Here is a 25,439-nt window from a genome sequence, read left to right as displayed (position 1 = left end):
AAGATTGTGCAAAGCACCACTTTCGTATCGAGGCATGGAATGATCGAAACTTGCGCAAGAACCGCGGAATTGCTGCTTAGCAGCACGATCCGCCCTAGGGACACCGTAAACCCAGGCGCGGCGCCAAAATCTTTCAATTAGCTTTCGATGTTTGACATTTCGAAAGAAAACGCAGATCGTGAGCGCGCCCAACAGGAACCATGAATGGACGCTTCCCTGCTCCCCGATTTGTCCGCCTGGCAGCGCCTGGGTGGAGCCCATACCGCCCGAGAAATCGCCCAGCAACCCGAGCTGTGGGAGCAGTTGGCGCAGGTGCTGGAGCAGAACCGCGCGCGCATCGATGCCTTTCTCGGCGACTGGCTGCGCCAGCCCGGACATCGGGTGATCTTCACCGGCGCCGGCAGTTCGGGCTTCATCGCCGAGATGGTCGCCGACCAGATCAATGCGCAATGGCCGGCCGAGGTGCGCGCCTTGCACACCACGACCCTGCTCACGCATCCCTCGCTGTACCTGCAGCGCGATCGCCCAACCCTGCTGGTGTCGTTCGCGCGCAGCGGCTCCAGCCCGGAAAGCACGGCGGCGGTGGATCTGGTGCGCGAACGCGTCGCCGATGCGCGCTTCCTCGACATCACCTGCAACGGCGAGGGCGAACTCGCGCGGCGCGGACGCGATCGCGCCGACACGCTGACCCTGCTGATGCCGCCGCTGAGCTGCGACCGCGCCTTCGCCATGACCAGCAGCCTGAGCTGCATGCAGCTGGCGGCGCTGGCGGCGTTCGACACGGCGCCGTGGCCGCAACGCTTGCAGCGCCTGCACGACTTGGCCGCGCACCTGCGCGATGCGCTCGACGATTGGGCAGCGCCGGTCGCGGCGCTGGCGCAGTCGCCGTATACGCGCGTGATCTATCTGGGCAGCGGACCGCTGGAGTCACTGGCGCGCGAAGCCGCGCTCAAGCTGCTGGAACTCACGGCCGGGCGCGTACTGGCGCTGGCCAACACGCCGCTGGGCTTCCGCCACGGCCCCAAGTCCACGCTCGACGGCGACACCCTGGTGGTGGTGCTGCGCAGCGCCGAAGCAGTGGCGCGCCGCTACGAACAGGACCTGCTGGACGAGCTGCGTCGCGACGGCATCGCCGGCCGCGTGCTCTCGGTGGGCCCGGCGCGCGACGAGGCCGCGGACGGCGACTTCAGCCTGGACGCGCCGGCCCTGCCCGATCCCTGGCTGGCGCCGCTGTGGCTGAGCATGGCCCAGCGCTACGCCCTGCTGCGTTCGGCCGCGCTCGGCCTGACGCCCGACAATCCCTTTCCCGACGGCACCGTCAATCGCGTCGTCCAGGGCGTGATCGTCCATCGCCATGACTGATGCCGGCGCCAGCGCGCGGACCTACTACGGCCTGGACATCGGCGGGACCAAGATCGAATTGGTCGCCTGCGACGAGGCCATGCAGGTGCGCTATCGCCGCCGCGTCGCCACGCCCACGCAGGACTACGAGGCGTTTCAGCGGGCGGTGATCGAGCTGGTGCGCGGCGCCGACGCGGAACTCGGCGACAGCGGCCTCGCGGTGGGCCTGGGCGTGCCCGGCGTGGTCGACCGTGACAGCGGGCGCCAGCTCAGCTCCAACGTGCCGGCGCTGACCGGCCAGCGCGTCGAACAGGACCTGCGCGCACAGTTGCAACGTCCACTGTATCTGGGCAACGACTGCCAATGCTTCGCCTTGTCGGAAGCGCAGGGTGGCGCGGCCGCCGACTATCCCAGCATGTTCGGCGCCATCCTCGGCACCGGCGCCGGCGGCGGCTATTGCCTGGAAGGCCGCCTGATCGCCGGCTACAACGGCATCGCCGGCGAATGGGGCCACTGGAGCGTGCCGGCCGCGCTGCTGCAGCGCCACGACCTGCCGCTGCTGGACTGCGCCTGCGGCCTGCGCGGCTGCATGGAGCGCTACGTGTCCGGCAGCGGTCTGGCCCTGATCCACCAACAGCTCGGCGGCGACGCCGTCGACGCCAGCGCGATCGCACAGCGCGCCGAACAAGGCGACGCACAGGCGCGCCAGGCGTTGGCGATCCATCGCGACCTGCTCGGCTACGGCCTGGCCGGCCTGGTGTTGACGCTGGACCCGCACGTGATCGTGCTCGGCGGCGGCCTGTCCAAGCTCGACGCCCTGTATCGCGATCTGCCCGCCGCGGTGGCCGCGCATCTGTTCGGCGGCCCGCGCGTGCCGCCGATCCTGCCGCCAATGTTCGGCGATGCCGGCGGCGCACGCGGCGCCGCCTTGCTCGCGCGCCAACGCCATCGCACCGTCTGATCTTCGAGACCCGTCCATGTCCGCCGTCCAAAGCCTGATCGCCGCCCACCGCCGAGGCGAACCCGTCGGCCTGTACAGCGTGTGCTGCAGCAACGAACAGGTGCTGCTGGCCGCGATGCAGGTCGCGCGCGACTACGGCACCGTGCTGCTGATAGAGGCCACCTCCAACCAGGTCGATCAGTTCGGCGGCTACACCGGCATGACCCCGGCGCAGTACCGCGACTACGTGCTGGCGCTCGCGCAGGCCCAGGACTTCCCCGGCGAACGCCTGATCCTGGGCGGCGACCATCTGGGCCCGAACGCCTGGCAGAAGCGCCCGGCCGCCGAGGCCATGGCGCATGCGCGCGAGCTGATCGCCGCCTACGTCGGCGCCGGCTTCCACAAGATCCATCTCGACTGCAGCATGTCCTGCGCCGACGACCCCACGCCGCTGCCCGACGAGATCGTGGCCGCACGCTCGGCGGACCTGGCACGCGTCGCCGAACGCACCGCCGCGCAAGCCGGCCTGGCGCCGCCGGTCTACGTGATCGGCACCGAAGTGCCGGTGCCCGGCGGCGAAGCCTCGCTCGCCGGTGGCGTCGCGGTGACCGCACCCGACGCGGCCGCACGCACGCTGGAGATCCATCGCCAGGCCTTCCTCGCGCCGGACCTCGCGCCGGCCTGGGAACGCGTGATCGCGATGGTGGTGCAGCCCGGCGTCGACTTCGACCACAGCCACGTGCAGCACTACGACCCGCAGGCCGCGCAGGCGCTGTCGGCCTTCGTCGAAAGCCAGCCGCGCATCGTCTACGAAGCGCATTCCACCGATTACCAAACCGAAGCCTCCCTGCACGCGCTGGTGCGCGATCACTACGCCGTGCTCAAGGTCGGCCCGGCCGCGACCTACGCCTACCGCGAGGCGGTGTTCGCGCTGGCCGCGATCGAACGCGAGCTGCTGCCGCCGGCGCAGTGCTCCGACCTGGTCGAGGTGCTGGACCGCTGCATGCGCGAGCAGCCCGCGCACTGGCGCAAGCATTACCACGGCGACGAGCGCCAATTGCGCCTGCTGCGCGCCTACGCGCTCAGCGACCGCAGCCGCTACTACTGGGGCGAGCCGGAGGTGCGGGCCGCGCTGCGCACGCTGATCGACAACCTGCGCCAGACCCCGCCGCCGGCGATCCTGCTCAGCCAGTTCATGCCCGAGCAGCAGCGCGCGGTCGAGGCCGGCCGCCTGGCCGCCGAGCCGCTGGCGCTGATCCGCCACAAGATCCACGGCCGCCTGGCCGAGTACGCACGCGCCTGCGCCCGCAACGGGGCCGGCGCCGGGACCGGAAACGAAACCTCCGCAGCCAACACGCTTTCGTAAGGCTAAGCTTTCGCTTCCGTTCCGAACCTCCAGGGCCCGTCATGCGAAACACCCGCCAACGCCGGCAACAGATCCTGCAACTGCTGGTCCAGCACGGCAACGTGCAGGTCGCGGATCTGGTGGAACGCTACGGCGTGTCCTCGGTGACGATCCGCGCCGACCTCAGCCACATCGAATCGCAGGGGCTGGCCACGCGCAACCACGGCGGCGCCACCCTGGTGCGCACGCCGCCGCAGGAACAGGACATCCACGAGAAGGACGCGCTCAACCTGCCGCTGAAGGAATCCATCGGCGCGCACGCGGCGCGGCTGGTCAAGCCCGGCGACAACATCATCATCGACTCCGGCTCGACCACGATGACCCTGGCGCGCCACCTGCGCCAGCATCGCGACGTCACCGTGATGACCAACGGCCTCAACATCGCCTGGGAGCTGGCCAACGCGCCCGGCGTGGAGCTGCTGCTCACCGGCGGTTTGTTGCGCAAGCAATCGCTGTCGCTGCAGGGCAGCCAGGCCGAGGCCAGCCTCAACCCCTACAGCTTCGACGCCGTGTATCTGGGCGTGGACGGCCTGGACCTGCAGTTCGGGTTGACCACCCACCACGAGGCCGAAGCCAGCCTCAACCACCGCATGGTCGAGCACGCGCGCCGGGTCGTGGTGCTGACCGACGCCTCCAAGTTCGGACGCGTGAGCCTGCACCGGATCGCGCGCCTGGATCAAATCCACACCGTCATCACCGACGACGGCATCAGCAACGAGTACCGCGAGGGACTGCAGCGGCTGGGCATCGAGGTGATCATCGCCGAGTCGCCACCTTGACCACGCCCCGCGTATTGCACGGCCGCATCCTCACCGCAACGGGATGGGTGCGCGGAAGCATCGAATTCGACCAACGCGTGCGCCGCATCCGCGCCGCGCACACGGACCAGGGCAGCGACGACGACGCGCTGATCCTGCCCGGCTTCATCGATCTGCACGTACACGGCGCCGCCGGCGTCGACCTGATGCAAGGCGGCGACGCCGCACGCACGATCGCGCGCACCCATGCGCGCCACGGCACCACCGCCCTGCTGGGCACCACCATGACCGCGCACGAGGACGACATCGTCCATGCCCTGCGCGGGCTAGCCGCGGCGATGGCAGCCCCCGAAGCGGGCATGGCGCGGGTGCTGGGCGTGCATCTGGAAGGCCCCTATATCAGCCTGGAACGCCTGGGCGCGCAGCCGCCGCTGGTGGTCGAGGCGACCATGGAGCAGGTGCGGCGCCTGCACGCGCTGGCGCCGATCCGCGTGCTCACCCTGGCGCCCGAGATCGGCGAACACCGCCAACTGATCCCGCAACTCACGGCGCTCGGTATCCGCGTCCAGCTCGGCCACAGCGCCGGCAGCTACGAGGACGGCGTGGCCGCGCTGGAAGCGGGCGCGGCCGGCTTCACCCATCTGTTCAACGGCATGACCGGACTGGACCACTACCGTCCCGGCATCGCCGCCGCCGCGCTCGCGCATGCGCAGTACGCGGAACTGATCCCCGACCTGCAGCACGTGCACCCCGGCGCGATCCGCGCCGCCCTGCGCGCGATCCCCCGCCTGTACTGCGTGACCGATGCCACCGCCGCCACCGGCATGCCCGATGGCGAGTACGCGCTGGGCTCGCAGCGCGTGCACAAGTGCCTGGGCTGCGTGCGCCTGTCCACCGGCTCGCTGGCCGGCAGCGCGCTGACCATGGACCAGGCCCTGCGCAACCTGGTCTCGCTGGGCCTGGACCTGGCCGACGCCTCCAATCGTCTGTCGCTGTATCCGGCCGATTACCTCGGCCTGCACGAGCGCGGCCGCCTGCAGGCCGAGGCCTGGGCCGATCTGGTGGTGCTGGATCCGCAACTGCAACTGCGCCAGGTCTTCGTCGAAGGCGACGAGGTCGCCCTGAGTTAAGCGGCACCCGCTCGAGTCGCAACCACCCGCACCGCCATCGCCCGTTCGGCGCGCACGCGCACCGCACGCCGGCTCACCCGCACACAGGATCGGCCCGATGAACGACGCTACCGCCGCCATGTCCCCGCCCGCCGCCGACGACACGCCGCGCTGGAGCATCCGCTACCTGTTGTTCATCGCCGGCATGGGCGGGCTGCTCTACGGCATCGACATCGGCATCATCGCCGGCGCCCTGCCGTATCTGGAGGCGACCGCGACCGCGAGCTGGCACCTGAGCAGCCAGCAACTGGGCTTCGTGGTGGCGGCGGTGCTGCTGGGCAGCGTGCTGTCCTCGCTGTTCGCCGGCGCCATCGCCGATCTGATCGGCCGGCGCGGCGCGATGCTGCTGGCCGGCGTGCTGTTCACCCTCAGCATTCCGGTGATGGCGCTGGCCTCGGGCTATCTGCCGCTGCTGCTGGGCCGCTTGCTGCAAGGCATCAGCGGCGGCCTGATCGGCGTGGTCGTGCCCTTGTACCTGGCCGAGGTGCTGAGCCCGGAACGCCGCGGCCGCGGTGCGGCGATGTTCCAGCTGCTGCTCACCGTCGGCCTGGTGCTGGCCGCGGCGATCGGCCTGTATCACGCGCACGCGGTCGATGCCGCGACGGCCTCGGTGCAGTCGCTGGCCGCGGCCGAACAGCAACGCGTGCTGTTCGCGGTCAAGGATCATGCCTGGCGCACCATCTTCTGGAGTTGCCTGCTGCCGGGCCTGGTCTTCAGCGCCGGCGTGCTGCTGCTGAGCGAATCGCCGCGCTGGCTGGTCCGACGCGGCCGCGTCGAACGCGCACGCGCGGCCCTGCAGCGCACCGTGCCCGCCGCCCAAGTCGAGGCCACCCTGCAGCAGATGCAGTCGCCCGCGACCGCCGCCACCGGCAGCGCGCCCGAGCGCGACCGCCTGCTCAGCCGCCGCTACGTCTGGCCGTTCCTGCTGGCCTGCGCGATCCTCGCCTTCACTCAGGCCACCGGCATCAACTCGGTGCTGGCCTATGCGGTCAACATCCTCAACCAGGCCGGCCTGCCCGGCGCGGCGGCCAACTGGGCCGACGTCTCGATCAAGCTGCTCAACGCGGTGATGACCGTGGTCGCGCTGGTGCTGGTCGATCGCAAAGGCCGCAAGTTCCTGCTGATGCTGGGCAGCGGCGGCATCGCCCTGTCCCTGCTCGCGGCGGCGCTGTTGTTCGTGCAGGCCGAACGCGGCTTGCAGGACGTGCGCCCGCCCTTGCAGCAAGCGATCGCCGGCGACGCCCTGTCGCTGCGTTTCGATACGGCGCAGTGGCAACGCCTGGGCGTGGACCCGACGGCGCAGCCGCAGCAGCTCACCGTGGCCTATGCCTATGCCGGCTTCAGCAACGTGCGTTCGCTGCGCAGCGACGCGCTGGGCGATACCGAGCTGACGATCCGGCGCCAGGACAGCGTCCAGGCCGACAGCGTGATCGGCGCCTTCTTCCGCCGCATCCACCTCAACCCCTTCCCCGATCCCGCCGCCGCCGCGCAGGCGCCGCTGCGGATCGAACGCGCCAGCCTGGGCCCGGTGCCGCCGCCCGCGCACGGTTGGGCGGTCGCGGCCTGCATCCTGGTGTTCGTGGCGTTCTTCGCGGTCGGCCCCGGCGTATGCGTGTGGCTGGCGCTATCGGAACTGATGCCGACCCGGATCCGCTCCAACGGCATGAGCATCGCCCTGCTCATCAACCAGTTCGTGTCCACCGTGATCGCCGCGATCTTCCTGCCCACGGTCGGCCACTACGGCTACGCCAGCATGTTCTTCTTCTGGGCCGGCTGCACCGTGGTGTATTTCCTGGTCGCCGCGTTCTTCCTGCCGGAGACCAAGGGCAAGTCGCTGGAACAGATCGAAGCGCACTTCCGCTGAGGATCGCGGCGCGCTGCGCGCGCCCGGCGGCGCTTTAGCCGACGGGCAGGTGCAGGCGCAGTTTGCGCAGCAGCCGCGCCAACTCGGCGCTTTCGGTCTTGCTGAGCCCGGCGACGGCCTGCTCGGCCTGGGCGAAACGCGCCTCGATCGCGCGGTCGATCAGCTTGCGGCCCTTGGGCGTCAGCGCCGCGGCCAGCGCGCGGCGGTCGTGGTCTTCGTGGCTGCGCACGATCAGCTCGCGCGCCTCCAGCCGGTTCAGGCAGGCCGTCATAGCGCCGGAGGTCAGCAGGACCGAACGCCGCAGCAAGGTCGGCGTGAGCCGATACGGCGCGCCCGAGCGTCGCAGCGTGGCCAGCACGTCCAGCTCGGTGTAACTGAGCTCGGTCTCGCGCAGGCTCTCGCTGGCGCCGGTCTCCAGCAAGCGCCCCAAATGCAGGATGCGGCCGACCACCGCCATCGCCGACGCATCCAGGTCGGGCCGCTCGCGCCGCCAATCGCGCAGCAATTGATCGACGACGTCTTCGTCGGGTTTGGGGATCTGCGATTTTGCGGACTGGGGCATACGCCGATCCTATCCAGGCGAAGTATCTCCACATGAAGATACTACGCCCGGAGGATCGCTACCGGCTCACTTCAGCACCTGCTCCGCATCGACGATCTCCACGCCCTGCATCTGCCCGAGCAGGCTGTCGAACCAGGGCTTGTGCGAACTGCCGACGATGGACAGCACGCGCGCGCCCGGTCGTTCGCGGAAAGTCTCGCGGATATTGGCGACCATGCGCAGGTTGCGGGTTTCCCAGCCGGCCACGTAGAGCTGGCCGTAGCGCTGCGGCGAGGGGTCCTTCAGGGCCGCGCCGAAATCGGCCGCGATCGCGATGCGCATCGCTTCGGGGCGGTTGATGTAGCGATACAAGCCCAGCATGTCGCCGGCCTTGCTCAGCGCATCTTCGCCGTCGCGCATGGCCTGCGCCGCGGGCGCCCCGGCGGCCCAGGCCTGCTGGACCGCCTTGCCGAACGCCTCGACATCGCTCACGTCGACGTTGTCGCCGGTATGGTCGTCGACCGCATGCACGCGCTGCAGACCCAGTCGCGCCGCCAGCCGCGCCGCGATCGACGCGTTCTCGTTATTGCTCAGCGCGGCCTTCTCCAGCATCGCCACCAGCGCATCGTCCAAACCGTCGCCGACACGTCGCTCCGATTCCGGCAACTGCCACCACTGGACCAGGGCCGAGTTGCGGTCGTCGGCGGCCAGAAACAGCGACGCAAGGCGGCGACGCTGCGCGGGGGTGGGCGCCGCCGGCCATTGCTTCAGGGTCTTGTGGACCTCGCCGATCGCCGTCGGCACGTCCAGCCCCGTCGCCGCCTTGATCGCATCCAGCTTGCGGCAATACCCGCCCGGACCGTCCGGCCCGCCGTAGATCGCCGGATGCCGCGCCACCAGATCGCATTGCTCGCCGGACAAAGCCTCAATGGTGATGATGTCCGGCTTGAACGCGGCCAGCCGCTCCAGCACCGGCGCCAGCGACGCGCGCTCGAAACCCTCCGGCATCTGGCTCAGATGCACCGAGCCCAACACCAGCACCTGCGTGCGCGTCCCCTGCATGCCCTGGTCGAGGGTGGACAAGTCCACCTGCGCGCAGGCCGGACCCGGACCGATCAATCCCAAGAACAGACCCCAGATCGCCCATGTTCTAGCCAATGTCGTACTCCTTGTGACGCGGCCGTCGAGGCCGGCGCTATCGTTGATGTCGGGTGGCGTGCTGCACCGGTACGCGCATGCGCCTGACCGCCCGCCCGATCTCGCGATCCGGCCCGCGCGGCGCATCCGCCTCCGCTGCGATGCAGCCGGCATGCAAAAGGATTAAAGCGGCAATGGCGAATGCAATCGGGCCTGCGCCGTGCAAGTATCCGGCGAAGGCCGACGCGACCCTTGCGCGCGGCGCTACCCGGATTGGCGCGAATGAAACTGCTGCTGGTGGGTTCGACCGGGCTGGTGGGCCGTCACGTGCTCGCACTGGCCTTGGCGCACCCCGATATCGAACACGTGGTCGCACCGGTGCGCCGAGCGTCCATCGCCCAGCCCAGGCTGCTGGCGCCGGTCGTGGACTTCGATGCGCTGCCCGCGGAGGCCGCGTGGTGGCGCGCCGATGCGGTGATCTGCACGCTGGGGACCACCCTGCGCATCGCCGGCTCGCGCGAGGCCTTCCGCCGGGTCGATCACGACTACCCGCTCGCGGTGGCCCAGCTCGCCCGCCGTCATGGGGTTGCGAGCTATGCCCTGAACTCCGCCGTCGGCGCGGATCCGGATTCGCGCTTCTTCTACAACCGGGTGAAGGGCGAACTGGAGCGCGACCTAAGCGAGCTGGGCTTCCGCTCGCTGACCCTGGTGCGCCCCGGCCTGATCGGCGGCCAGCGCGACGAGCATCGCGGCGGGGAGCGCGCCGCGCTGCTGGCCCTGGGCCTGCTGGGACCGGTGCTGCCGCGCGCCTGGCGGATCAACCCCGCCGAGCGCATCGCCCAGGCGCTGCTGGAAGCGGCGTTGTCGCCGGCGCCGGGCACCCGCATCGTCGGTTCCGACCGACTGATCTAAGGCGTCGTCCAGCGCGGGCGATGCGGCCATCGCCGCCGCTGATGCCCGATCGGCTCAGCGTGCGCGGGTGCGTAGCGCGGGCTCATAGATTTCGGCGATCTCGGGAATGAAGCGCTCCGGATTCGCGCCGACCAGGTTGGTCAACACGACCACCGCCAAGCCATCGTCGGGATAGACCACGAACGCAGCGCGGGCGCCGCCGATGCCGGCCAACTGCCGATGCGGAGACGATGCCAGCACCGGCCAACCGGCCGCCCAGGCGCCGTCGGCGCCGTCGTTGAGCTTTTCCGGAATCCACATGCGCCGAACCGCGTCGGCACCGATCAGCTTCCCGTCCGACAGCGCGATCAGCCAATGCGCCAACTCGCTGGCCGTGGTCTGGATGCCGCCGCCCGACCACAGGCTGGGCGGCATCTCGTAGTACCAGTGCGACAAGCGATCGCCATCGTCCGCGGCCATCGTGCCGCGCGGGGAGTAGCTGTACATGGTCGCGGCATTGGCGATCAGGTCGTAGCTGCCGCCGAACGTGGTCCGAGGCATGCCCACCACCGCGAACTGGCGTTCGGCCATATAGCGTTCGTAGGGCCGCTGGGTCTGCTTCGCGATGATCCTTGCGAGCAGGCCGTAGTTGGTCTGGTTGTAGCGGTAGCGCGCGCCGATCGGCGCCTGCATGGGCCGCAGCTTCACCGCCTTCCAGGCCTCGGCCTCGGGCAGGCCGTCGATCATCCCGTCGGGGCCGACGACATCCGGCAGACCGGAGGTATGCGCGAGCAGTTGCCGCACACGAATCGGGCGCCAGGCTTCGGGCAAATCGTCCAGGTAGCGCGAGACGGGCGCATCCAGGTCCACTTGCCCGGCTTCGGCCAGCTGCATCATGGCCACGCCGGTGAAGGATTTCGTCGCCGAATTGATCGGGAACCGCGTCGTGTCGGTGACCGCCACCTGGTTCTCGACATTGGCCAGACCATAGCTTTCCGACAGTACGAGTTGGTTGTCGCGGATAACCGCGACCTGCAGGCCGGGGATGCGTTGCTCCCGCATCGTCTGCAGCACATAGCGCCTGGCTCGCTCGTTGGCGTCGCCCAAGGCGCTCGCACCCGCACCGAAGCCGGGCCACAACAAGGCAATGGCGACGACCGCCATCATGAAACGCGGCTTTCCGAAAAGCATGAAACTCCCTCGGGCGGATCCGCCCATGATGCGATGGTCGATGGCCGCGGCGCGCATCGCGCGCACCCGACACCCAGCACAGGGATGCGCGCATAGCCTTGCGGGTTTAAGCGCTCCCGCGCAGGACGCCGCCAGGCCAGCCGCGGGTCGGGGCGGCGTCGCCCCGCGCATCTGTGCGAAAACCGCACAGCTGGTGTTCGCCCAGGCCTCTAACACCGGCGCGTGCGGGCTCGCATCATGGCGCCCTCCCCACTCAAGGCCTGCTCGCATGCATATCGCCGCTCTGCTCGGAATCGCCACGCTCGGAATCGCCGGACTCGGCGGCGTCGATGCGCAAGCCGCCACCCGCGCGTCCCATCCCACCATCCGCAGCATGGCCGGCGCCGCGCCGATCGCCGAACTGCAAGCCGACAAGACCGTGTTGCTGGTGATCGATTTCCAGAACGAATACTTCCGCGGCGGCCGCATGCCGATTCCCGACGGCGAGGCCGCCTTGCGCCAGACCCGCCGCCTGATCGACTACGCCGACCGTCGCCGCATCCGCGTGATCCATGTCCAGCATGTGCTGCCGGCGGGCGCGCCCTTGTTCGCCGAGGGCGGCGACACCGTCGGCTTTCATGCGGACATGCAACCGCGCAAGGGCGAGCGCGTGGTGCGCAAGGACGCGGTGAGCGTGTTCGCGGGCCGCTCCGCGGGCGAGATCGAGCAGGTTCTGAAGGAAGCCGGCGCCGACACCTTGATCATCGCCGGCCTGCAGACCCATGCCTGCGTCGCCGGCGCCGCGCGCGACGCGGCCGCCAAGGGCTACCGGGTCGTGGTGTCCTCCGACGCGACCGCCACGCGCGACCTCGATCTGCGCGATGGCGGCCGCATCGGCCACCAGCAGTTGCACGCCTCTGCCCTGGCCGAAATCGAGGACACCTTCGGCGATGTGATGAGCAGCGAGCGGATACTCGCGCTTCCGGTGCGCTGATACCCTGCGCGCACGCGGCATCCGTACGTCGCGGGTGCCGTCCGCCGGAGTGGGATGATGGATCAGCTGTCCGCCATGCGCGCCTACCGCAGCATCATCGAGTCGGGTAGCTTCACCCAGGCCGCCGAGCGCCTGGGCACCAGCCATACCTCGGTGTCGCGCCTGCTGCGGCAATTGGAAACCCACCTGGGCGTGCGTCTGCTCAATCGCAACAGCCGCAACTTCACCACCACCGAGGCCGGCGCGCGGTACTACCGCGACTGCGTCGATATCCTCGACCGGATGGACGCCGCGCAGCAGCGCCTGAGCGCGGACCCCGAGCAACCCTCCGGCCTGTTGCGGCTGAGCCTGCCGCACGCGGTGGGCGCGCTGGAACTCGCGCAATGGCTGCCGGCATTCATGCAGCGCCATCCGCGCATCGACCTGGACCTGTCCTGCGACGACCGCATCGTCGATCTGGTCAAGGGCGGTTTCGATCTGGCCATTCGCATCGCCGGCCCGCTGCGGGACAGCGCCCTGGTCGCGCGCGAGCTGGCGGTGTCCGAGCGCGTGCTGGTGGCCGCCCCGCGCTACGTCGCCCAGCGCGGCCTGCCGCGCGGCGTCGACGATCTGTCGGGGCACGCGCTGATGGCCTATGCCGGCGATGGCCCTAGCCTGCGGCTGACTTCGCCTGGCGGCGCCGAAACCACGGTCGAATGCGGCGAGCGCCTGCGCCTGGACTCGATCCTGGCCCTGCATGCGGCCGCGATCGCCGGACTGGGCATCGCCGCGTTCACCCGCCTGACCGTACGCGAGGACCTGGCGGCCGGCCGCCTGCTGCGGATCCTGCCGCAGCTGCATGCCGGCCAGCGCCATTACTACGCAATCTATCCACATGCCAGGCAGCTGGCGCCGAAGGTGCGGGCCTACACCGAGTTCATGCGCGCCCATTACGCCGCCGCCCAGGCCAGCTGAACGGCCGTTTAGACCGGCAGGCAGGCCCCGCCCGCATGCCCGGGCCGGCCCGGGCGCGGCCCAGCGTCGGCGCCCGGCATCCCCCCGCACCCTGTAAACTGGTCGTTTTTTGGCCAATCGATCTTTGGAAGCTCTACAACGGACACTGGTCCGTGGCCCGACGTTCATTCGCCTGCTCGCTCGCCTCACGGACGTCGACGTACCCCCTCCTCCCGCATCGCTGTCGGACCGATTGAGCGACTGGATCGACTGGACCCGCGCGGTCGCGTTGTCGCGGGTGCTGGATGCCGCCACACCAATGGCGGGCACGGGCGGGCCCGCGTTCGACGCGGTCGAAGAGGCCGCCTACGCCGCCACGCGCGCCTCGCTGACCAGCGCGATCGCCGGCTGCCTGCAGCTGTGCGCAACCGGACCGCAGGCCGCGGACACGCCCGAGGCCGAGCCCGACTACGCGGTGTTCCGCCAGCATTACCTGTCCACGCAGCGGGCGATGCTGACCGCGACCGGGCGTTGGCGCGGGCGCCTGCGCGATCTGCTCGGCGCGCGCTCGGCGCAACTGAGCCGGCTCGCCGACCTGGACGCGCTGATGGAAGCGGTGCTGAGCCCGCGCGAACAGGCCTTGCTGGCCGCGGTGCCCGGCCTGCTCGGCGAGCACTTCGAGCGTTCGCGCCTGGCCGCGCAACAGGCCCGGATCGAGGCGCCGATGGCGGCGTCCGATGCTTGGCTGGATGGTTTTCGCAGGGACATGCAGGGCGTGCTGCTGGCCGAACTGGATGTCCGTTTTCTCCCGCTGGAAGGCCTGCTTGCAGCGCTTCGCCCCCACCCCCAGGGACGTCATGTACAGACATTCGCTTGATTTCGTTGTGTTCTCGCTCGGCCTGGTGGCGGTGTGCTGGATCGGCGCCGGTTATCTGGGTTCGAACCCGCTGGGGCTGGCGGTCACCGCGTTGATCGCCGCCGGCTACCTCGCCGGCGCGCTGGAACTGCTGCGCTACCGGCAGGCCACGGCCACGCTGGAGCGCAGCCTGGGCGAGCTGTCCACGCCGCCTTCCAGCCTGGACAGCTGGCTCGGCCAGTTGGATCCTTCGCTGCGCAATGCGGTGCGTCAGCGCGTCGAAGGCCAGCGCCTGCCGCTGCCGGGCCCGACGCTCACGCCTTATCTGGTCGGCTTGCTGGTGCTGCTGGGCATGCTGGGTACCTTGCTGGGCATGATGGCGATGCTGCGCGGCACCGGCATGGCGCTGGAAACCGCGACCGATCTGCAGGCGATCCGCGACTCGCTGGCCGCGCCCGTGCAGGGGCTGGGCTTCGCCTTCGGCACCTCGATCGCGGGCGTGGCGACCTCGGCGATGCTGGGTCTGCTGTCGGCGCTGCGCCGGCGCGAACGCCTGCGCGCGGTGCAAACGCTGGACGCGAAGATCGCCACCGACCTGCATGCGTACTCGCAGGCGCATCGGCGCGAGGAGAGCCTGCGCCTGCTGCAGCGCCAGACCGATCTGATGCCGACCCTGATCGAGCGCCTGCAGACCATGATGGCGACCATCGAGCAGCACAGCCTGGGCGCGAACGAACGCCAGCTCGCCCAACAGCAAGCCTTCCACGCCCAGACCCAGGCGGTGTTCACGCAACTGGCGGCCTCGGTCGAGCAGTCCCTGCAGCACAGCGTCTCCGACAGCGTGCGCGTGGCCAGCGAGGCCTTGCAGCCGGTGATGCAGACCACGATGGCGGCGATGGCGCGCGAGACCGCCGCGCTGCGCGACAGCGTCGGCCTCGCCGTGGAGCGGCAGCTGCAGGGTTGGTCCAGCGGCCTGGAAACCACCACCGGCAACATCGCCGAGATCTGGAACCGATCGCTGGCTCAGCAGCAGCAGACCCACGAAGCCCTCACCGGCGATCTGCGCGGCGCGCTGGATCAATTCGGCGCCGGCTTCGAGCAGCGCTCGCTCGCGTTGGTGGACGGCGTGTCCACGCGTTTGGACGCGACCGCCGATCAGGTCGCACAAGCCTGGACCCAGGCGCTGTCGCAGCAACAGGACCTCAACGCCGGCCTGGCGACGCAGAACCAGGACGCGCTGAGCGCGGCGGCCGCCACCTTCGAACGGCACTCGGCCGCGCTGTTGCGCGCGGTGGATGCATCGCACGGCGAGCTGAAGACCGCGCTGGCGGCGCAGGACCAGCAACGCCTGAGCGCCTGGACCGAATCGCTGGCGTCGATGAGCGCCGCCTTGCGCGAGGATTGGGCACAGGCCAGCGCCGACACCGCGCAACGCCAGCGCGAGATCTGCGACACCCTGGCCCGCACCGCCGACGAGATCGGCACACGCGGCCAGGCGCACGCCAGCCAGACCATCGCCGAGATTTCGCGACTGGTGGATACCGCCTCGGAAGCGCCCAAGGCCGCCGCCGAAGTGATCGGCGAACTGCGCCAGAACCTGTCCGAGAGCATGGCCCGCGACACCGCGGTGCTGGAAGAACGCACCCAGCTGATGGCGACGCTGGACACCCTGCTGGCGGCCGTGAACCACGCGTCCACCGAACAGCGCGCCGCCATCGACGCGCTGGTCTCGACCTCGGCGGACCTGTTGGATCGGGTCGGCACGCGCTTCATGGGCCATATCGAATCCGAGACCGGCAAGCTCGGCGCGGTCGCCGACCAGGTCAGCGTAGGCGCAGTCGAAGTGGCCAGCCTGGGCGAAGCCTTCGGCGCCGCCGCGCGCGTCTTCGGCGAGGCCAACGACCAGCTCAGCGAGCGCCTGCAAGGCATCGAAGACGCGCTGCAGCGCTCGCTCGCGCGCAGCGACGAACAGCTGGCCTACTACGTCGCCCAGGCACGCGAAGTCGTCGACCTGAGCCTGCTGGCGCAGAAGCAGATCGTCGAGGACATGCAGCAGCTGTCCGACCGACGCGCGGCCAACGGCGCCGCGGCGGCATGAGCGCGGATTTCAGCAGCGAGGTCGATGGCGACGCCGACGCCTCGGTGCCGGTGTGGGCCGCGTTCGGCGACCTGATGTCGATCCTGCTCGGCGCCTTCGTGCTGATCCTGGTCGGCGTGATCGCCGTGCAGCTGCAGCTGGAGATCAAGCTCAACCAGGAAATCGCGCAACGCAAGCTGGAAACCCAGCGCCGCCAGACCCTGGAGCGCGCCTTGGCCGTGCCCCTGGCGGCGGGCCGGATCACCCTGGTCGACGGGCGCATCGGCATCCGCGGCAGCGTGCTGTTCGCCCTGAACTCGGACCAGTTGCAGCCCGAGGGACGCGAGCTGCTCAAGAGCATCGCGCGCCCGCTCGCCGCCTACCTGCGCGAGCGCGACGAAGCCCTGATGGTGAGCGGTTACACCGACGACCGCCAGGTCAGCGACGCCAATCCCGAGTTCGCCGACAATTGGGAACTGTCGGCGCAGCGCGCGCTTACCGTGACCCGCGCCCTGATCGCCGAAGGCCTGCCCTCGTCCGCGGTCTTCGCCGCCGCCTTCGGCGCCGAGCAGCCGGTCAGCGCCAACACCAGCGCGGCCGGCCGCGCCAACAACCGGCGCGTGGAAATGGCGCCGGTGCCGCGCCTGCAGCGCACGCGCGCGTCCTCCGATGCGAAGTAAACCCTCGCCCGACCCCGCCATCCTCGACGCCTGGCGCGAGCGGGGCGCCGATCGCGTCGATCCCCTCGCCTTCCACTACATGACGGCGCTGCGCCGGCGCGCACCCGACTACGACGGCGAGGCGCGACGCGTGCTGGATAGCAAACTCGCCGACCTGATCGACGCCTACGCACGCCGGCTCGCGCGCAGCGAACCCGCCAGCGCCGACCTGGAGCGCGAGCGCGGGCCGCTAGGCGCCTTGGCCGACGAACTCGCCCGCCGCGGCGACTCCCGCAATGGCGGCGCGGCGGAAGAACGCGCGGCCCAGGGCACCCCGCTGCCGGAACTCGCCCTGCTCGGCGACTTCCGCACGCTGTGGGCGAATGTGCGCACCGACAGCCAGGTGCGGCGTTCGCTGGAACAGTCCTCCAGCCACGCCGGCCCGCTCAACTCCAGCCGCCTGGTGCATCGCTCGCTCAGCCTGATGCGCGAACTCTCGCCCGGCTACCTGCAGCAGTTCCTGGCCTACGCCGACGCCTTGTCGTGGCTGGAGCAGATGAACGGCAGCGGCGTGCTGGCGGCGCAGGATCCGCCGCCGCGCGAAAGCGGCAAGCCGCGCACGCGCAGCAAACCGCGCAAGCGCCGCGAGTAGCATCAGAGCGCACGGCGGCGGACAGCATCGTGCCTGTTGCCGACGCAAGCGCACCTGCGCGAAGATCGACCGCAACCCGTCGCTGCATCGCGCCGGGAGCCGCCGGCGCGACTGCGACGCCTGCGTTGCAAGGACCCCCGTGCGCGATCGCGCCGGGCCACGAAACAGACTTCGAGGCGACACGTGAACACCCCTACGTTTTCGGCCGACATCCACAAAGGCAAGGTCCTGATCTCCTCGCTGTTCCTGTTCGCGCTGGGCCTGGCGGCCGCCTACATGGCCTACCGCGGACCCGACCCGAACAGCCTGAAGGCGATGCTGCGAAATCCCGCCATCTTCTATCCCATGACGGTGCTGGGCGCCCTGCTGTTCCTGGGCCTGGGCTTGCTCGGCATGGCGAAGCTGCGCGGCGGCAGCCCTTTGAGGGCCGGTCCGGAAGGGCTGGACCTGAGCGGCGATATCAAGATCCGCTGGAACGACATCGCCGGTATCGAGCGCTATACCGACTTCACCACGCCGTCCTTGAACGGCTACAAGGTGCTGCTGAAGGATGCGGATCGTTTCCTGGCCGCGCACCGCGATCACCGGCTCTACAAGCGCATGCTGTCCACGCACTCCACGGTGTCCACCCCGGTGGTCGTGTACACCAACAGCCTGCAGATGGATCACGACCGGTTCCAGCGCGTGGTCGGGCACTATCTCGCCACCGGCGCCGGCTGAAGCGTGCGCGGCGCAGGGCGCCTACCTGCGGCCGCGCCGCAGGTAGTCCGCCAGCTGTGCGATCTGTTCCGCGCTGAGGCCCGCCGCTTGCGGGCGCATCGCGCCTTCGCTCAGGGCATGGACGATGCGCTCGCGCGGATGGCGGGCGATCACATCGCGCGGCGGGATGTTGCCCACGGCGTGGTCGTGACAGGCCGCGCAGCGTTGGCGGTAGATTTCGTCGACGGCCGCACCCGCCAACGCGTTCGAGGGCGCGGGCGGCACCACGGTCGCGACCGTGGGCGGCACGGGTGGCGGCCGACTTATGCGGCGCCCACCCAAACCGAAGGCCTGGATGCGGTCGGTGCCGACGAACACCTGGCCGCCGCCGAACGCCGGCTCGTTGTATTTGCCGCTGGTGTACAGCTCGCCCGGCGCGCTGCGCCATAGCAGGCGCAGGCTATCGGCTTCCAAGGCATACAGCACCGGGCGCGGCGCGTCGGCGCCGCTCAGCAAGGCCGAGCGCGGCGCATTCTCGTCCAGCACCCAGACGATGGCGTGCTCAGGCCCCCGGCTGGTGACCACGGGCGAGCCCGGGTTGCCCAGCACCAGCGAGGTCTGGCGTCGGTCTACTTCCAGGAACGGGGCCAGGCCCTTGCGACGCACCACCCGCAGACGCACCAGCGAAGGCGGCACACTGTCGGCCGAACCCGGCGCGCGCTTGCTGTTGCCGGTGACGAACAGATAGTCCTTGCCATGCCGATCGCGGAAGCTAGCCGGCAGCGAACGCGAACGCGCCAGGTCCAGGGCGGCGTCGCGTTCCGAATAGGGACCGAACACGTTCAAGGGCCCGCGCGCGCCGAACTGCGGTTGGCGCTGCGGCGGCAACAGGGACGCGTCGCTGGAGGCGTCATCGGAACAAGGCGGGCGCCGATCCAGGCGGCCCGGCATGCGATCGCGATCGAGCAGATAGACATTGCCCTGCTTGCCGCCCACCGCGAGCAGGCGCCGTCGATCGCCGGAGCTCGCTTCCGGCAGCAGGATGGCGCCGCCGGAGCCCAGGTCGATATCCATCTTCGCGCTTTGGCAGTAATTGAACGGCGTATACGTACCGCTGAGCGCGAACCCGTGCTTCTCTCCCGGCGGCGTCAGCTGCAGCACCGACTGGGTCCAGTCGTGGGCACTGTCCTGATAGCCCTCGAAGCCGCTGCCGGTGACCACGTACACCCGACCTTCGAGATCGACCGCGGGCCCGCCCGCGCCCCAGATGCCGCCGCTGCCGCGGTGCGGCATCGCTACCGCCGCGAACGCGCTGCTGACTTCGGCGCGTCGCGTATCCACCGCCACCAGCCAACCGGTCTCGCTCTCGCCGAACACCACGTACAGCTGCCCGCCATCGGGCGACAGGTTCAAGGCGCCGCGCTGTACGCGGAAATCGTGGCGACGCCTCGGCGGCACGCGCTGCGGACCGGCATTCGCGTTCACGGCGTTGAAGCGTTCTTCGTCCAGTCGCACCGGCCAACCGGGTTGCACCGCGCCGCTGCCGATATCCAGCGCATACGCCTGCCAGCGCGCGGCGGGATCGCAATGGGTCACATACAAACGCCCGCGCTTGGCGTCGATCACCGGCGTGCTCAGGATGCCGGTGGCGACGCCGTCCAGCGGCGCCGGCTGCAGATGGCAGGGCGCGCCCAGACGCGTGCGCCACAGAATCCGGCCAGCGGCGATATCGCCGCGTTGGGCCGCGGCGATGGCGTAGACGTAACCGCTATTGCTGGCCGCGATCACCACCGGGAAGACCTCTCCGCGCAGCGGCCCCTGGGTCAGGGTGAGGCGGTCCAGATACAACGGCGAGGCGTACAGGCGCGCGGGCTGGCCGTCCACGCCGTCCAGCGGCAGCGATTGCCAGACTTCGCCGAATCGCGTTTCGTCTACGTTCTGAGGCGTCAGCACGGCTTCGTCGCTGCGCCAGCCGGAGCGCGCCGCATCGACATGGAACGTCGCACGCTGCGGACTCGCGGCGGCGACCGCCTCGGGCGGCTTATCGTCGGCCGGCAAGCCGGCCGCCCGCAGGCCATCGCGCGGGATCTGCGCGCCGGCCGACCACGCGATCGCATTGAGCAACAGCGTCGCCAGCTGCGGCCGATCCAGTGCGCTGAGGTAATGCGCGCCGCTGTAGACGAAACCGCGACCGCCGCCGTCGCGCTCGAACGCCCAGGCCACGGTCACGTCCTCGGCGCGATCGGCGATCACAGGTCGCCCCGCACGAAACTGCGGATGCAGCGTGGTCTTGAGCACCGGCAGGCGCTTGCCGCCGGCCGCCGCGAACCGGAACGTGGGATAGAACTCGTCGCGATAAGCGAACGCGGCCACGCCGCGGCTCAGCGACGCGCCTGCATCGGCCGGCAGCAACTGCGCCCACTCGGTGCTGCGGTCGAACATGCCCTCGCGGGCTCCGCCCAACCAACGCGCCAGGCCCAGGTCCTCGCCCACCGGCACCGTCGAGGACTGATGCAAGGCGACCAGGCCGACGCCGCGCTGCATCAGCGCCTGGAAACGGCGGCGCCGCTGCGGATCGCGCAACGGATGACGATCCAGACCGTCGAAGTACCAGACCACGGTGTCGGCGCCGTCCAGCGCGCGCGGGTCCTGCGGCCAGCCGTCCGGATAGGCGACCACGCGCAGCGCGGCGCGCGCGTCCGGCGAGGCCTCGATCAGCGCCTGCAGCTTGCGTACGCCTTGCGGATAATCGTGCTTGCCCGGCCCTTCGCTGGCCGCCCCGCCAATGATGACCACCGTGCGCGGCGGCTCGGCGCAGGCCGACAGCAGGACGCAGACCGACAGCGCCGCTGCGTGCCTCCAACCGCGCCAACGCGCGGCGGGGCGGGCCTTGCGCACGCTCATCGACGCCTCTCCCAAGGACCGGCCGCACTCGGGCCTGAGCGCATCCTAGTCCCGTCGCTCTGCGGCAAGCGGCGGGCCGATCTATGTTCAATCGACAGTTTTTGTTTGCGATGCGGCGCGACGATGCCGCGATCGATCGCGCAGCCGGCACCACGACTAATTACATAGTTGACAAGCCATCCAGGGCGGCCTAGGCTGGCAACAACTAAGGAATTAGTGGCGATACCCATGGCCCGACCCACGGCGCAATCGGTGACCGAAGCGGAGCAAGCGATCCTGGAGGTCCTGTGGGAACTCGGCGAAGCCTCGGTGCGCGAGGTCGCCAATGCCCTGGCCCGGCAAAAGCCCGTCGCCTACACCACCGTGCTGACCATGCTCGGCATCCTGCATAAGAAGGAGCTGGTGACGTTCCGGCAGGAAGGACGCGCCTTCATCTACCGCCCCGCCCTGACCAAGGCCGACGTACGCGAACGCGCGCTCAGCCATCTGATGACGCAGCTGTTCGACGGCTCGCCGGAAGCGCTGGCCCTGCACCTGATCGAGAACCACGACGTCGACCCCGGCAAGATCGCGGCGCTGCGCGACAAGATTCGTGCGGCGCGGAAGCAGGAGAAGGCGCGATGACGCAGCTGCTGTTCTGGTTGCTGAACTACGCGGTCGAGCACCTGCTGCTCTGCCTGATCGTCGCGCCGCTGCTGTACCTCGCGATCCGGACCGGCGCGGTCGCCCCCGGCAAACGCGCCGCGCTGTTGCTGTTGGCCTTCGCCTTGACCGTGATAGGCCCCGCGATTCCCTTGCCGACGACACAGCTGGGCCACTCGATCGTTCCGGCTTCGTCTTCGAGCCAACCGCGCGCAGCCGAACCCGCCGCGGCCGATCCTGGCGCGGCACTCATGACTGCCTGGCAGCGCGACGCCATGACGATCGCTCCGGAGCTGGCCGCGCTGCTGATCTCGCTGTGGCTGGCAGGCGCCGCCTGGGGCCTGGCGCGCCTGTTGTCGGCGCAGGCCGGCGCGCGGCGCGTCCTGGCCGCATCGCAGCGCTCGCACGAACTCGAACACAGGTATCGACATGCGATTCCCGCAGGCACGCAGATCCATGTCTCGCCCTCGTTCGGGCCGGCGGCGCTAGGTATCGCGGCTCCGAAGATCGTCCTGCCTCGCGAACTGGCCACCTCGTTGCCGGACGACGCGCTGCGCGCGGTGCTGCTGCACGAGGCCTCGCACATCCGGCGCAAGGACCTGCCGATACTGCTGATGCAGCGTCTGGCGCTAGCGCTGTTCTGGTGGAACCCGATTCTGCGACTGATGAGCGCGGCCATCGACTCCGCGCGCGAGATCGCCTGCGATCTGCGCGCGTCGCGGGCCTACGGCGCGTCCGTCGACTATGCCGAAGCCCTGCTGCTGTCGATCGAGCACCTCGCTCCGGCGCAACCGCGACGCGATACGCAGGCGCTGTGCGCCGCCGCGTCCCTGGCAACACTGGATGAGCGTATCGATGCGATCATCGAGGCGCCGAAGACGCCGACGTGGGCCGCCACGGCGACCCTGTTGTCCGTGAGCGGCGCACTGATCGTCCTGTGGGTCGCGGCCGACATCGCGGCACCGCGCATCGCCTTGAAGCATCCCGTGGCCGGCAGCACCGAATCGGTCCGAACGTCGGCGCAAGCGCCCTCGCGCCATCGCACCGCCACGCCGACGACAGCGACGGATCCCGATGCCGTCATCGCCCTGCACGACGAATACTCCCAGTTCCTTTACGCCAGCCACGACGACTATACCCAGACCCTGACTAAGCTCATGGACGCTTACGGCCAGGAGCTTGCTGCGCTGGAGCGTACGGCGCCGCAAGCAGACCGCGATGCGCGCCTCCACCGCTTGAATCGGGACTACAGCCGCTTGCACGCGGCCGCCGAGTCGCGCTACCGCATCGCGACCGCGCAGGCCGAAGCCAAATTCCTGGCCGGACAGCAGTCGCTGGGCTATCCCTGACACCTTGGCCCCGCGGCCCAATCGCCGTTTCCCGCAGCCGCCGTACGTCCCGCGCACAGACCAACAAAGGGTTCCAACATGAAACGACGCCATTGGTGGCCCTGGGCCGCCCTGGGATGTCTATTGCTTCACGCCAGCTGCGTTGGCGCGTTCGCGGGCACCGACACCGCCCGTCCGGCGCCGACCGAAGCGTTGAGCGAAGACGCTTGGAACCGAACCGCATCGGGCGTGCGCTATATCACGCCGGCCGGCTGGACCGGGCAAACGCATGGCGCCTTGACCGTGATGCGCACGCCGGCGGAGGACGCCAGGATCGCGATCGTGGACGTCGCCGCCCAGTCCGCGGACGAAGCCATCGCATCGGCATGGAAGCACTATCGGCCCACCGCCGCGCCTAGCCTGCCTGACGCGCGCGACCGTCCGCTGCGCAATGGCTGGTCGTCCGTGCGCAGTTACGACTACGCAAACGCAGCACAGCCGAATCGCGTGCTGCGCGCCCAACTCCTGCACGAGGGCGATACCTGGATCGTCGTGATCCTGGACCTGCCGTCCGAGGCCATGAGCCGACGCGAAGCCCAAGTCACGCGCGTGCTTTCCAGCCTGCGCGCCAGGAACTACGTGCCCGATACCCTGGCGGGCAAGCCAGCGCACGCGCTGGACGCGGACCGGATCGCGGCCCTGCTGCGCTTCCTGGAGGACGCGCGCACCCGCCTCGGGATCCCGGGCGTCGCCTTGGGCGTCGTCCAAAACGGCGAGGTGAAGTACGCCGGCGGCCTCGGCGTCCGCAAGCTCGGCAGCGACGAAAAGGTCGACGCCTCCACGCGCTTCCTGACCGCCTCGGTCACCAAGCCCATGACCTCGCTGATGCTGGCCAAACTGGTCGACAGGGGCGAACTGGATTGGAACGCGCCCGCCGCGCGCCTGCTGCCTTCGTTCCAGGTCGGCGACCCGGCACTGACGAAACGAATCCGCGTGCGCAACCTGCTGTGCGCCTGCACCGGCATACCCGCGCAAGACATGGAATGGGCGCTGTCCGGCGACGAGTTGAAGCCGCAAGACGTATTGGGCCTGTTGGCGCGCATCGGGCCCACGGCCGAAATCGGCGAGCTGTACCAGTATTCCAATCTGATGGCCGTCGCGGCGGGCTACCTCGGCGCCCACGTCGCGCATCCCGAGCTGCCCTTGGGCGAGGCCTACGACCGCAGCATGCAGGAGTTGGTGTTCGACCCGCTGGGCATGCGCTCGACGACCTTCGATTTCGAGCTCGCGCAACGCGGCAACTTCGCCTCGCCGCACGGCCTCACCATCGACGGCGACCTCGCCGTGGCCGCTATGGGCTACAACCGGATGTCGATCCCGATGCGGCCCGACGGCGGCGCCTGGAGCAACATCGACGACCTCAACCGATACCTGCGCATGGAACTGGCCTCCGGGCGACTGCCGCAAGGCGGCCGCTACATCGGCGAACAGGCGCTGCACGAACGTCTGAAGCCTCAGGTCGCGCGCGGCGGTGTGGACCAGTGGTACGGCATGGGCCTGAAAACCGATCGCCGGGCCGGCATCCTGCAAGTGACCCACGGCGGCAGCATGGCCGGCTACCAGGCCGAGATCTTCTGGCTGCCGGAGATCGACGCCGGCTATGTGCTGCTGATGAACGCCGATGCCGGCGCGCAGCTGCGTGGATTCTTCGCCGATCGCTTTCTGGAGCTGCTGTTCGACGTGGACCGCGGCGCCGCCGCGACCTTGGACGCGCTGCCCGCCCGCCTGAAACGCGAGCGCGAGGCGCATCGCGCCCAGCTCGCGCCGCTGGACGCCGAGACCCTGCGGCGACTGGCGCCGGTGTACTCCCACCCCACGCTGGGCTCGATCCGCATCGTCACGGAAGGCGCCAAGACCTGGTTCGATTTCGGCGGCTGGCGCACCGAGGTGCTCCTGAACCGGGACGACGCGGACACCGTGATCGAATCGATCTCGCCCAGCGTCGCCGGATTCCGGTTCACCGCGACGCAGCGCGACGGCGCGCGCGCCCTGGTGCTGGACGACGAGCAAAGGACCTACACCTTCCTGGAGGGCGATCGCCCCTTGTCGCTCGCCGCCCCGCCCGACGCCACCACCGGAAACGACCGGCCCGAGCGTTCGCCCTAGGCGAGCGCTCGCCGGCGGAGCACCGCAACCTGCGCTCAAGCGGCCATCGCACCGCGACCTCGCCGCGGGGCTCGGCCGGCGCCGGCACGTCGACCTCGCCCAGCGTGGGCCGGGCCGATCGCGATCTCTCCGCACCGTTGCCGGATCGGCCTCTCCCCGCGGCAGCGGGCCGCACAGCAACCAGGCCGTTCCGCCCGCCGCATTCGCGACAATCCTGTTACTCCCCGCCGCGCCGATCGCTGGGTACATTGCTCCCACGGCGCCGCCGTTGGCGCCATCGGACATCGGGATCAGGCGCCGCACCGGCAGCACG

21 protein-coding genes are annotated in these 25,439 nt (G+C 69.9%); 17 read left to right on the top strand and 4 right to left on the bottom strand.

Translation table 11 applies throughout. From position 1 onward, the window contains the following. The first annotated feature begins 204 nt into the window (after nt 1–204). From ASD69_RS11995 to ASD69_RS11970, 6 genes are all read left to right on the top strand, one after another. The gene (locus ASD69_RS11995; protein ID WP_056178114.1) at nt 205–1,362 is read left to right on the top strand and encodes an SIS domain-containing protein; all 1,158 of its coding nucleotides are present in this window, start codon (nt 205–207) and stop codon (nt 1,360–1,362) included. Then, nucleotides 1,355–2,302 (top strand): ROK family protein, encoded by a 948-nt coding sequence (locus tag ASD69_RS11990; protein ID WP_056178112.1) that lies wholly within the window; start codon nt 1,355–1,357, stop codon nt 2,300–2,302. The genes ASD69_RS11995 and ASD69_RS11990 overlap by 8 nt, the downstream gene beginning before the upstream one ends. Nucleotides 2,303–2,318: 16 nt before the next feature. After that, nucleotides 2,319–3,647, top strand: a complete 1,329-nt coding sequence (locus tag ASD69_RS11985; RefSeq protein WP_056178110.1) for a D-tagatose-bisphosphate aldolase, class II, non-catalytic subunit — start codon at nt 2,319–2,321, stop codon at nt 3,645–3,647. A gap of 41 nt (nt 3,648–3,688) precedes the next feature. Continuing rightward, a complete protein-coding gene (locus ASD69_RS11980; RefSeq protein WP_056178108.1) occupies nt 3,689–4,465 on the top strand; it encodes a DeoR family transcriptional regulator in 777 nt (258 codons plus the stop codon). Next, complete coding sequence (nagA, locus tag ASD69_RS11975; RefSeq protein ID WP_056178106.1) at nt 4,462–5,574, top strand: N-acetylglucosamine-6-phosphate deacetylase; 1,113 nt, start codon at nt 4,462–4,464, stop codon at nt 5,572–5,574. Before ASD69_RS11980 ends, nagA begins: the two co-directional genes overlap by 4 nt. A gap of 97 nt (nt 5,575–5,671) precedes the next feature. Next, nucleotides 5,672–7,477, top strand: coding sequence for an MFS transporter (locus tag ASD69_RS11970; protein WP_056178104.1), 1,806 nt, complete (start codon nt 5,672–5,674; stop codon nt 7,475–7,477). A gap of 34 nt (nt 7,478–7,511) precedes the next feature. Here ASD69_RS11970 and ASD69_RS11965 read toward each other — a convergent pair whose 3' ends face one another. Together ASD69_RS11965 and ASD69_RS11960 are read right to left on the bottom strand one after the other, a co-directional pair. Further along, complete coding sequence (locus tag ASD69_RS11965; protein ID WP_056178102.1) at nt 7,512–8,039, bottom strand: MarR family transcriptional regulator; 528 nt, start codon at nt 8,037–8,039, stop codon at nt 7,512–7,514. 66 nt (nt 8,040–8,105) lie between these two features. Then, complete coding sequence (locus tag ASD69_RS11960) at nt 8,106–9,176, bottom strand: DUF5694 domain-containing protein (RefSeq protein WP_082576446.1); 1,071 nt, start codon at nt 9,174–9,176, stop codon at nt 8,106–8,108. Nucleotides 9,177–9,437: 261 nt separating this feature from the next. Here ASD69_RS11960 and ASD69_RS11955 point away from each other — a divergent pair, with 261 nt between their 5' ends. Beyond that, the gene (locus tag ASD69_RS11955) at nt 9,438–10,067 is read left to right on the top strand and encodes an NAD(P)H-binding protein (protein WP_056178100.1); all 630 of its coding nucleotides are present in this window, start codon (nt 9,438–9,440) and stop codon (nt 10,065–10,067) included. A 54-nt stretch (nt 10,068–10,121) separates the two neighbouring features. Here ASD69_RS11955 and ASD69_RS11950 read toward each other — a convergent pair whose 3' ends face one another. Then, entirely contained in the window at nt 10,122–11,210 is a 1,089-nt protein-coding gene (locus tag ASD69_RS11950; RefSeq protein ID WP_056179867.1) for a serine hydrolase domain-containing protein, read from the bottom strand. Nucleotides 11,211–11,610: 400 nt separating this feature from the next. Here ASD69_RS11950 and ASD69_RS11945 point away from each other — a divergent pair, with 400 nt between their 5' ends. From ASD69_RS11945 to ASD69_RS11915, 7 genes are all read left to right on the top strand, one after another. Continuing rightward, nucleotides 11,611–12,210 carry a cysteine hydrolase gene (locus ASD69_RS11945; protein ID WP_343123521.1) on the top strand — a complete coding sequence of 200 codons (600 nt, stop codon included), beginning with the start codon at nt 11,611–11,613 and terminating at the stop codon, nt 12,208–12,210. Between the two features lie 57 nt (nt 12,211–12,267). Continuing rightward, on the top strand, nt 12,268–13,164 hold the full coding sequence (locus ASD69_RS11940; protein WP_056179861.1) for a LysR family transcriptional regulator: 897 nt from the start codon (nt 12,268–12,270) through the stop codon (nt 13,162–13,164). Between the two features lie 124 nt (nt 13,165–13,288). Next, nucleotides 13,289–14,020, top strand: a complete 732-nt coding sequence (locus ASD69_RS11935) for a DUF3348 domain-containing protein (RefSeq protein WP_056178096.1) — start codon at nt 13,289–13,291, stop codon at nt 14,018–14,020. Continuing rightward, nucleotides 14,001–16,097 carry a DUF802 domain-containing protein gene (locus ASD69_RS11930; protein WP_056178093.1) on the top strand — a complete coding sequence of 699 codons (2,097 nt, stop codon included), beginning with the start codon at nt 14,001–14,003 and terminating at the stop codon, nt 16,095–16,097. The genes ASD69_RS11935 and ASD69_RS11930 overlap by 20 nt, the downstream gene beginning before the upstream one ends. Next, nucleotides 16,094–16,756 carry an OmpA family protein gene (locus ASD69_RS11925; protein WP_056178090.1) on the top strand — a complete coding sequence of 221 codons (663 nt, stop codon included), beginning with the start codon at nt 16,094–16,096 and terminating at the stop codon, nt 16,754–16,756. Before ASD69_RS11930 ends, ASD69_RS11925 begins: the two co-directional genes overlap by 4 nt. After that, nucleotides 16,746–17,387 (top strand): DUF2894 domain-containing protein, encoded by a 642-nt coding sequence (locus tag ASD69_RS11920; protein ID WP_056178089.1) that lies wholly within the window; start codon nt 16,746–16,748, stop codon nt 17,385–17,387. Before ASD69_RS11925 ends, ASD69_RS11920 begins: the two co-directional genes overlap by 11 nt. Before the next feature lie 183 nt (nt 17,388–17,570). Then, a complete protein-coding gene (locus tag ASD69_RS11915; protein WP_056178087.1) occupies nt 17,571–18,107 on the top strand; it encodes a hypothetical protein in 537 nt (178 codons plus the stop codon). A 21-nt stretch (nt 18,108–18,128) separates the two neighbouring features. Here ASD69_RS11915 and ASD69_RS11910 read toward each other — a convergent pair whose 3' ends face one another. Beyond that, nucleotides 18,129–20,990 carry a ThuA domain-containing protein gene (locus ASD69_RS11910; RefSeq protein WP_056178085.1) on the bottom strand — a complete coding sequence of 954 codons (2,862 nt, stop codon included), beginning with the start codon at nt 20,988–20,990 and terminating at the stop codon, nt 18,129–18,131. A 228-nt stretch (nt 20,991–21,218) separates the two neighbouring features. Here ASD69_RS11910 and ASD69_RS11905 point away from each other — a divergent pair, with 228 nt between their 5' ends. The 3 genes from ASD69_RS11905 (at nt 21,219) to ASD69_RS11895 (ending at nt 25,126) form a co-directional block, all read left to right on the top strand. Continuing rightward, entirely contained in the window at nt 21,219–21,614 is a 396-nt protein-coding gene (locus ASD69_RS11905) for a BlaI/MecI/CopY family transcriptional regulator (RefSeq protein ID WP_056178083.1), read from the top strand. Continuing rightward, on the top strand, nt 21,611–22,981 hold the full coding sequence (locus tag ASD69_RS11900) for a M56 family metallopeptidase (RefSeq protein WP_056178079.1): 1,371 nt from the start codon (nt 21,611–21,613) through the stop codon (nt 22,979–22,981). The genes ASD69_RS11905 and ASD69_RS11900 overlap by 4 nt, the downstream gene beginning before the upstream one ends. 78 nt (nt 22,982–23,059) lie before the next feature. Beyond that, nucleotides 23,060–25,126: a serine hydrolase domain-containing protein gene (locus ASD69_RS11895; protein WP_082576445.1), complete on the top strand. Its 2,067-nt coding sequence runs from the start codon at nt 23,060–23,062 to the stop codon at nt 25,124–25,126. Nucleotides 25,127–25,439 lie beyond the last annotated feature (313 nt).

It is taken from the genome of Lysobacter sp. Root604 (assembly GCF_001427505.1).
GTDB lineage: Bacteria > Pseudomonadota > Gammaproteobacteria > Xanthomonadales > Xanthomonadaceae > Lysobacter.
This window is presented reverse-complemented; position numbering and strand designations above follow the sequence as displayed.

Excerpts from the sequence above, each read along its gene's own strand:
- ASD69_RS11990 (WP_056178112.1), top strand. The coding sequence starts at position 1,355 with ATGACTGATGCCGGCGCCAGCGCGCGGACCTACTACGGCCTGGACATC.
- ASD69_RS11955 (WP_056178100.1), top strand. The coding sequence starts at position 9,438 with ATGAAACTGCTGCTGGTGGGTTCGACCGGGCTGGTGGGCCGTCACGTG.
- ASD69_RS11940 (WP_056179861.1), top strand. The coding sequence starts at position 12,268 with ATGGATCAGCTGTCCGCCATGCGCGCCTACCGCAGCATCATCGAGTCG.
- ASD69_RS11920 (WP_056178089.1), top strand. The coding sequence starts at position 16,746 with ATGCGAAGTAAACCCTCGCCCGACCCCGCCATCCTCGACGCCTGGCGC.
- ASD69_RS11970 (WP_056178104.1), top strand. The coding sequence starts at position 5,672 with ATGAACGACGCTACCGCCGCCATGTCCCCGCCCGCCGCCGACGACACG.
- ASD69_RS11980 (WP_056178108.1), top strand. The coding sequence starts at position 3,689 with ATGCGAAACACCCGCCAACGCCGGCAACAGATCCTGCAACTGCTGGTC.
- ASD69_RS11900 (WP_056178079.1), top strand. The coding sequence starts at position 21,611 with ATGACGCAGCTGCTGTTCTGGTTGCTGAACTACGCGGTCGAGCACCTG.
- ASD69_RS11995 (WP_056178114.1), top strand. The coding sequence starts at position 205 with ATGGACGCTTCCCTGCTCCCCGATTTGTCCGCCTGGCAGCGCCTGGGT.
- ASD69_RS11925 (WP_056178090.1), top strand. The coding sequence starts at position 16,094 with ATGAGCGCGGATTTCAGCAGCGAGGTCGATGGCGACGCCGACGCCTCG.
- ASD69_RS11985 (WP_056178110.1), top strand. The coding sequence starts at position 2,319 with ATGTCCGCCGTCCAAAGCCTGATCGCCGCCCACCGCCGAGGCGAACCC.
- ASD69_RS11910 (WP_056178085.1), bottom strand. The coding sequence starts at position 20,990 with ATGAGCGTGCGCAAGGCCCGCCCCGCCGCGCGTTGGCGCGGTTGGAGG.
- ASD69_RS11895 (WP_082576445.1), top strand. The coding sequence starts at position 23,060 with ATGAAACGACGCCATTGGTGGCCCTGGGCCGCCCTGGGATGTCTATTG.
- ASD69_RS11945 (WP_343123521.1), top strand. The coding sequence starts at position 11,611 with ATGGCCGGCGCCGCGCCGATCGCCGAACTGCAAGCCGACAAGACCGTG.
- ASD69_RS11905 (WP_056178083.1), top strand. The coding sequence starts at position 21,219 with ATGGCCCGACCCACGGCGCAATCGGTGACCGAAGCGGAGCAAGCGATC.
- ASD69_RS11930 (WP_056178093.1), top strand. The coding sequence starts at position 14,001 with ATGTACAGACATTCGCTTGATTTCGTTGTGTTCTCGCTCGGCCTGGTG.
- ASD69_RS11965 (WP_056178102.1), bottom strand. The coding sequence starts at position 8,039 with ATGCCCCAGTCCGCAAAATCGCAGATCCCCAAACCCGACGAAGACGTC.
- ASD69_RS11950 (WP_056179867.1), bottom strand. The coding sequence starts at position 11,210 with ATGGCGGTCGTCGCCATTGCCTTGTTGTGGCCCGGCTTCGGTGCGGGT.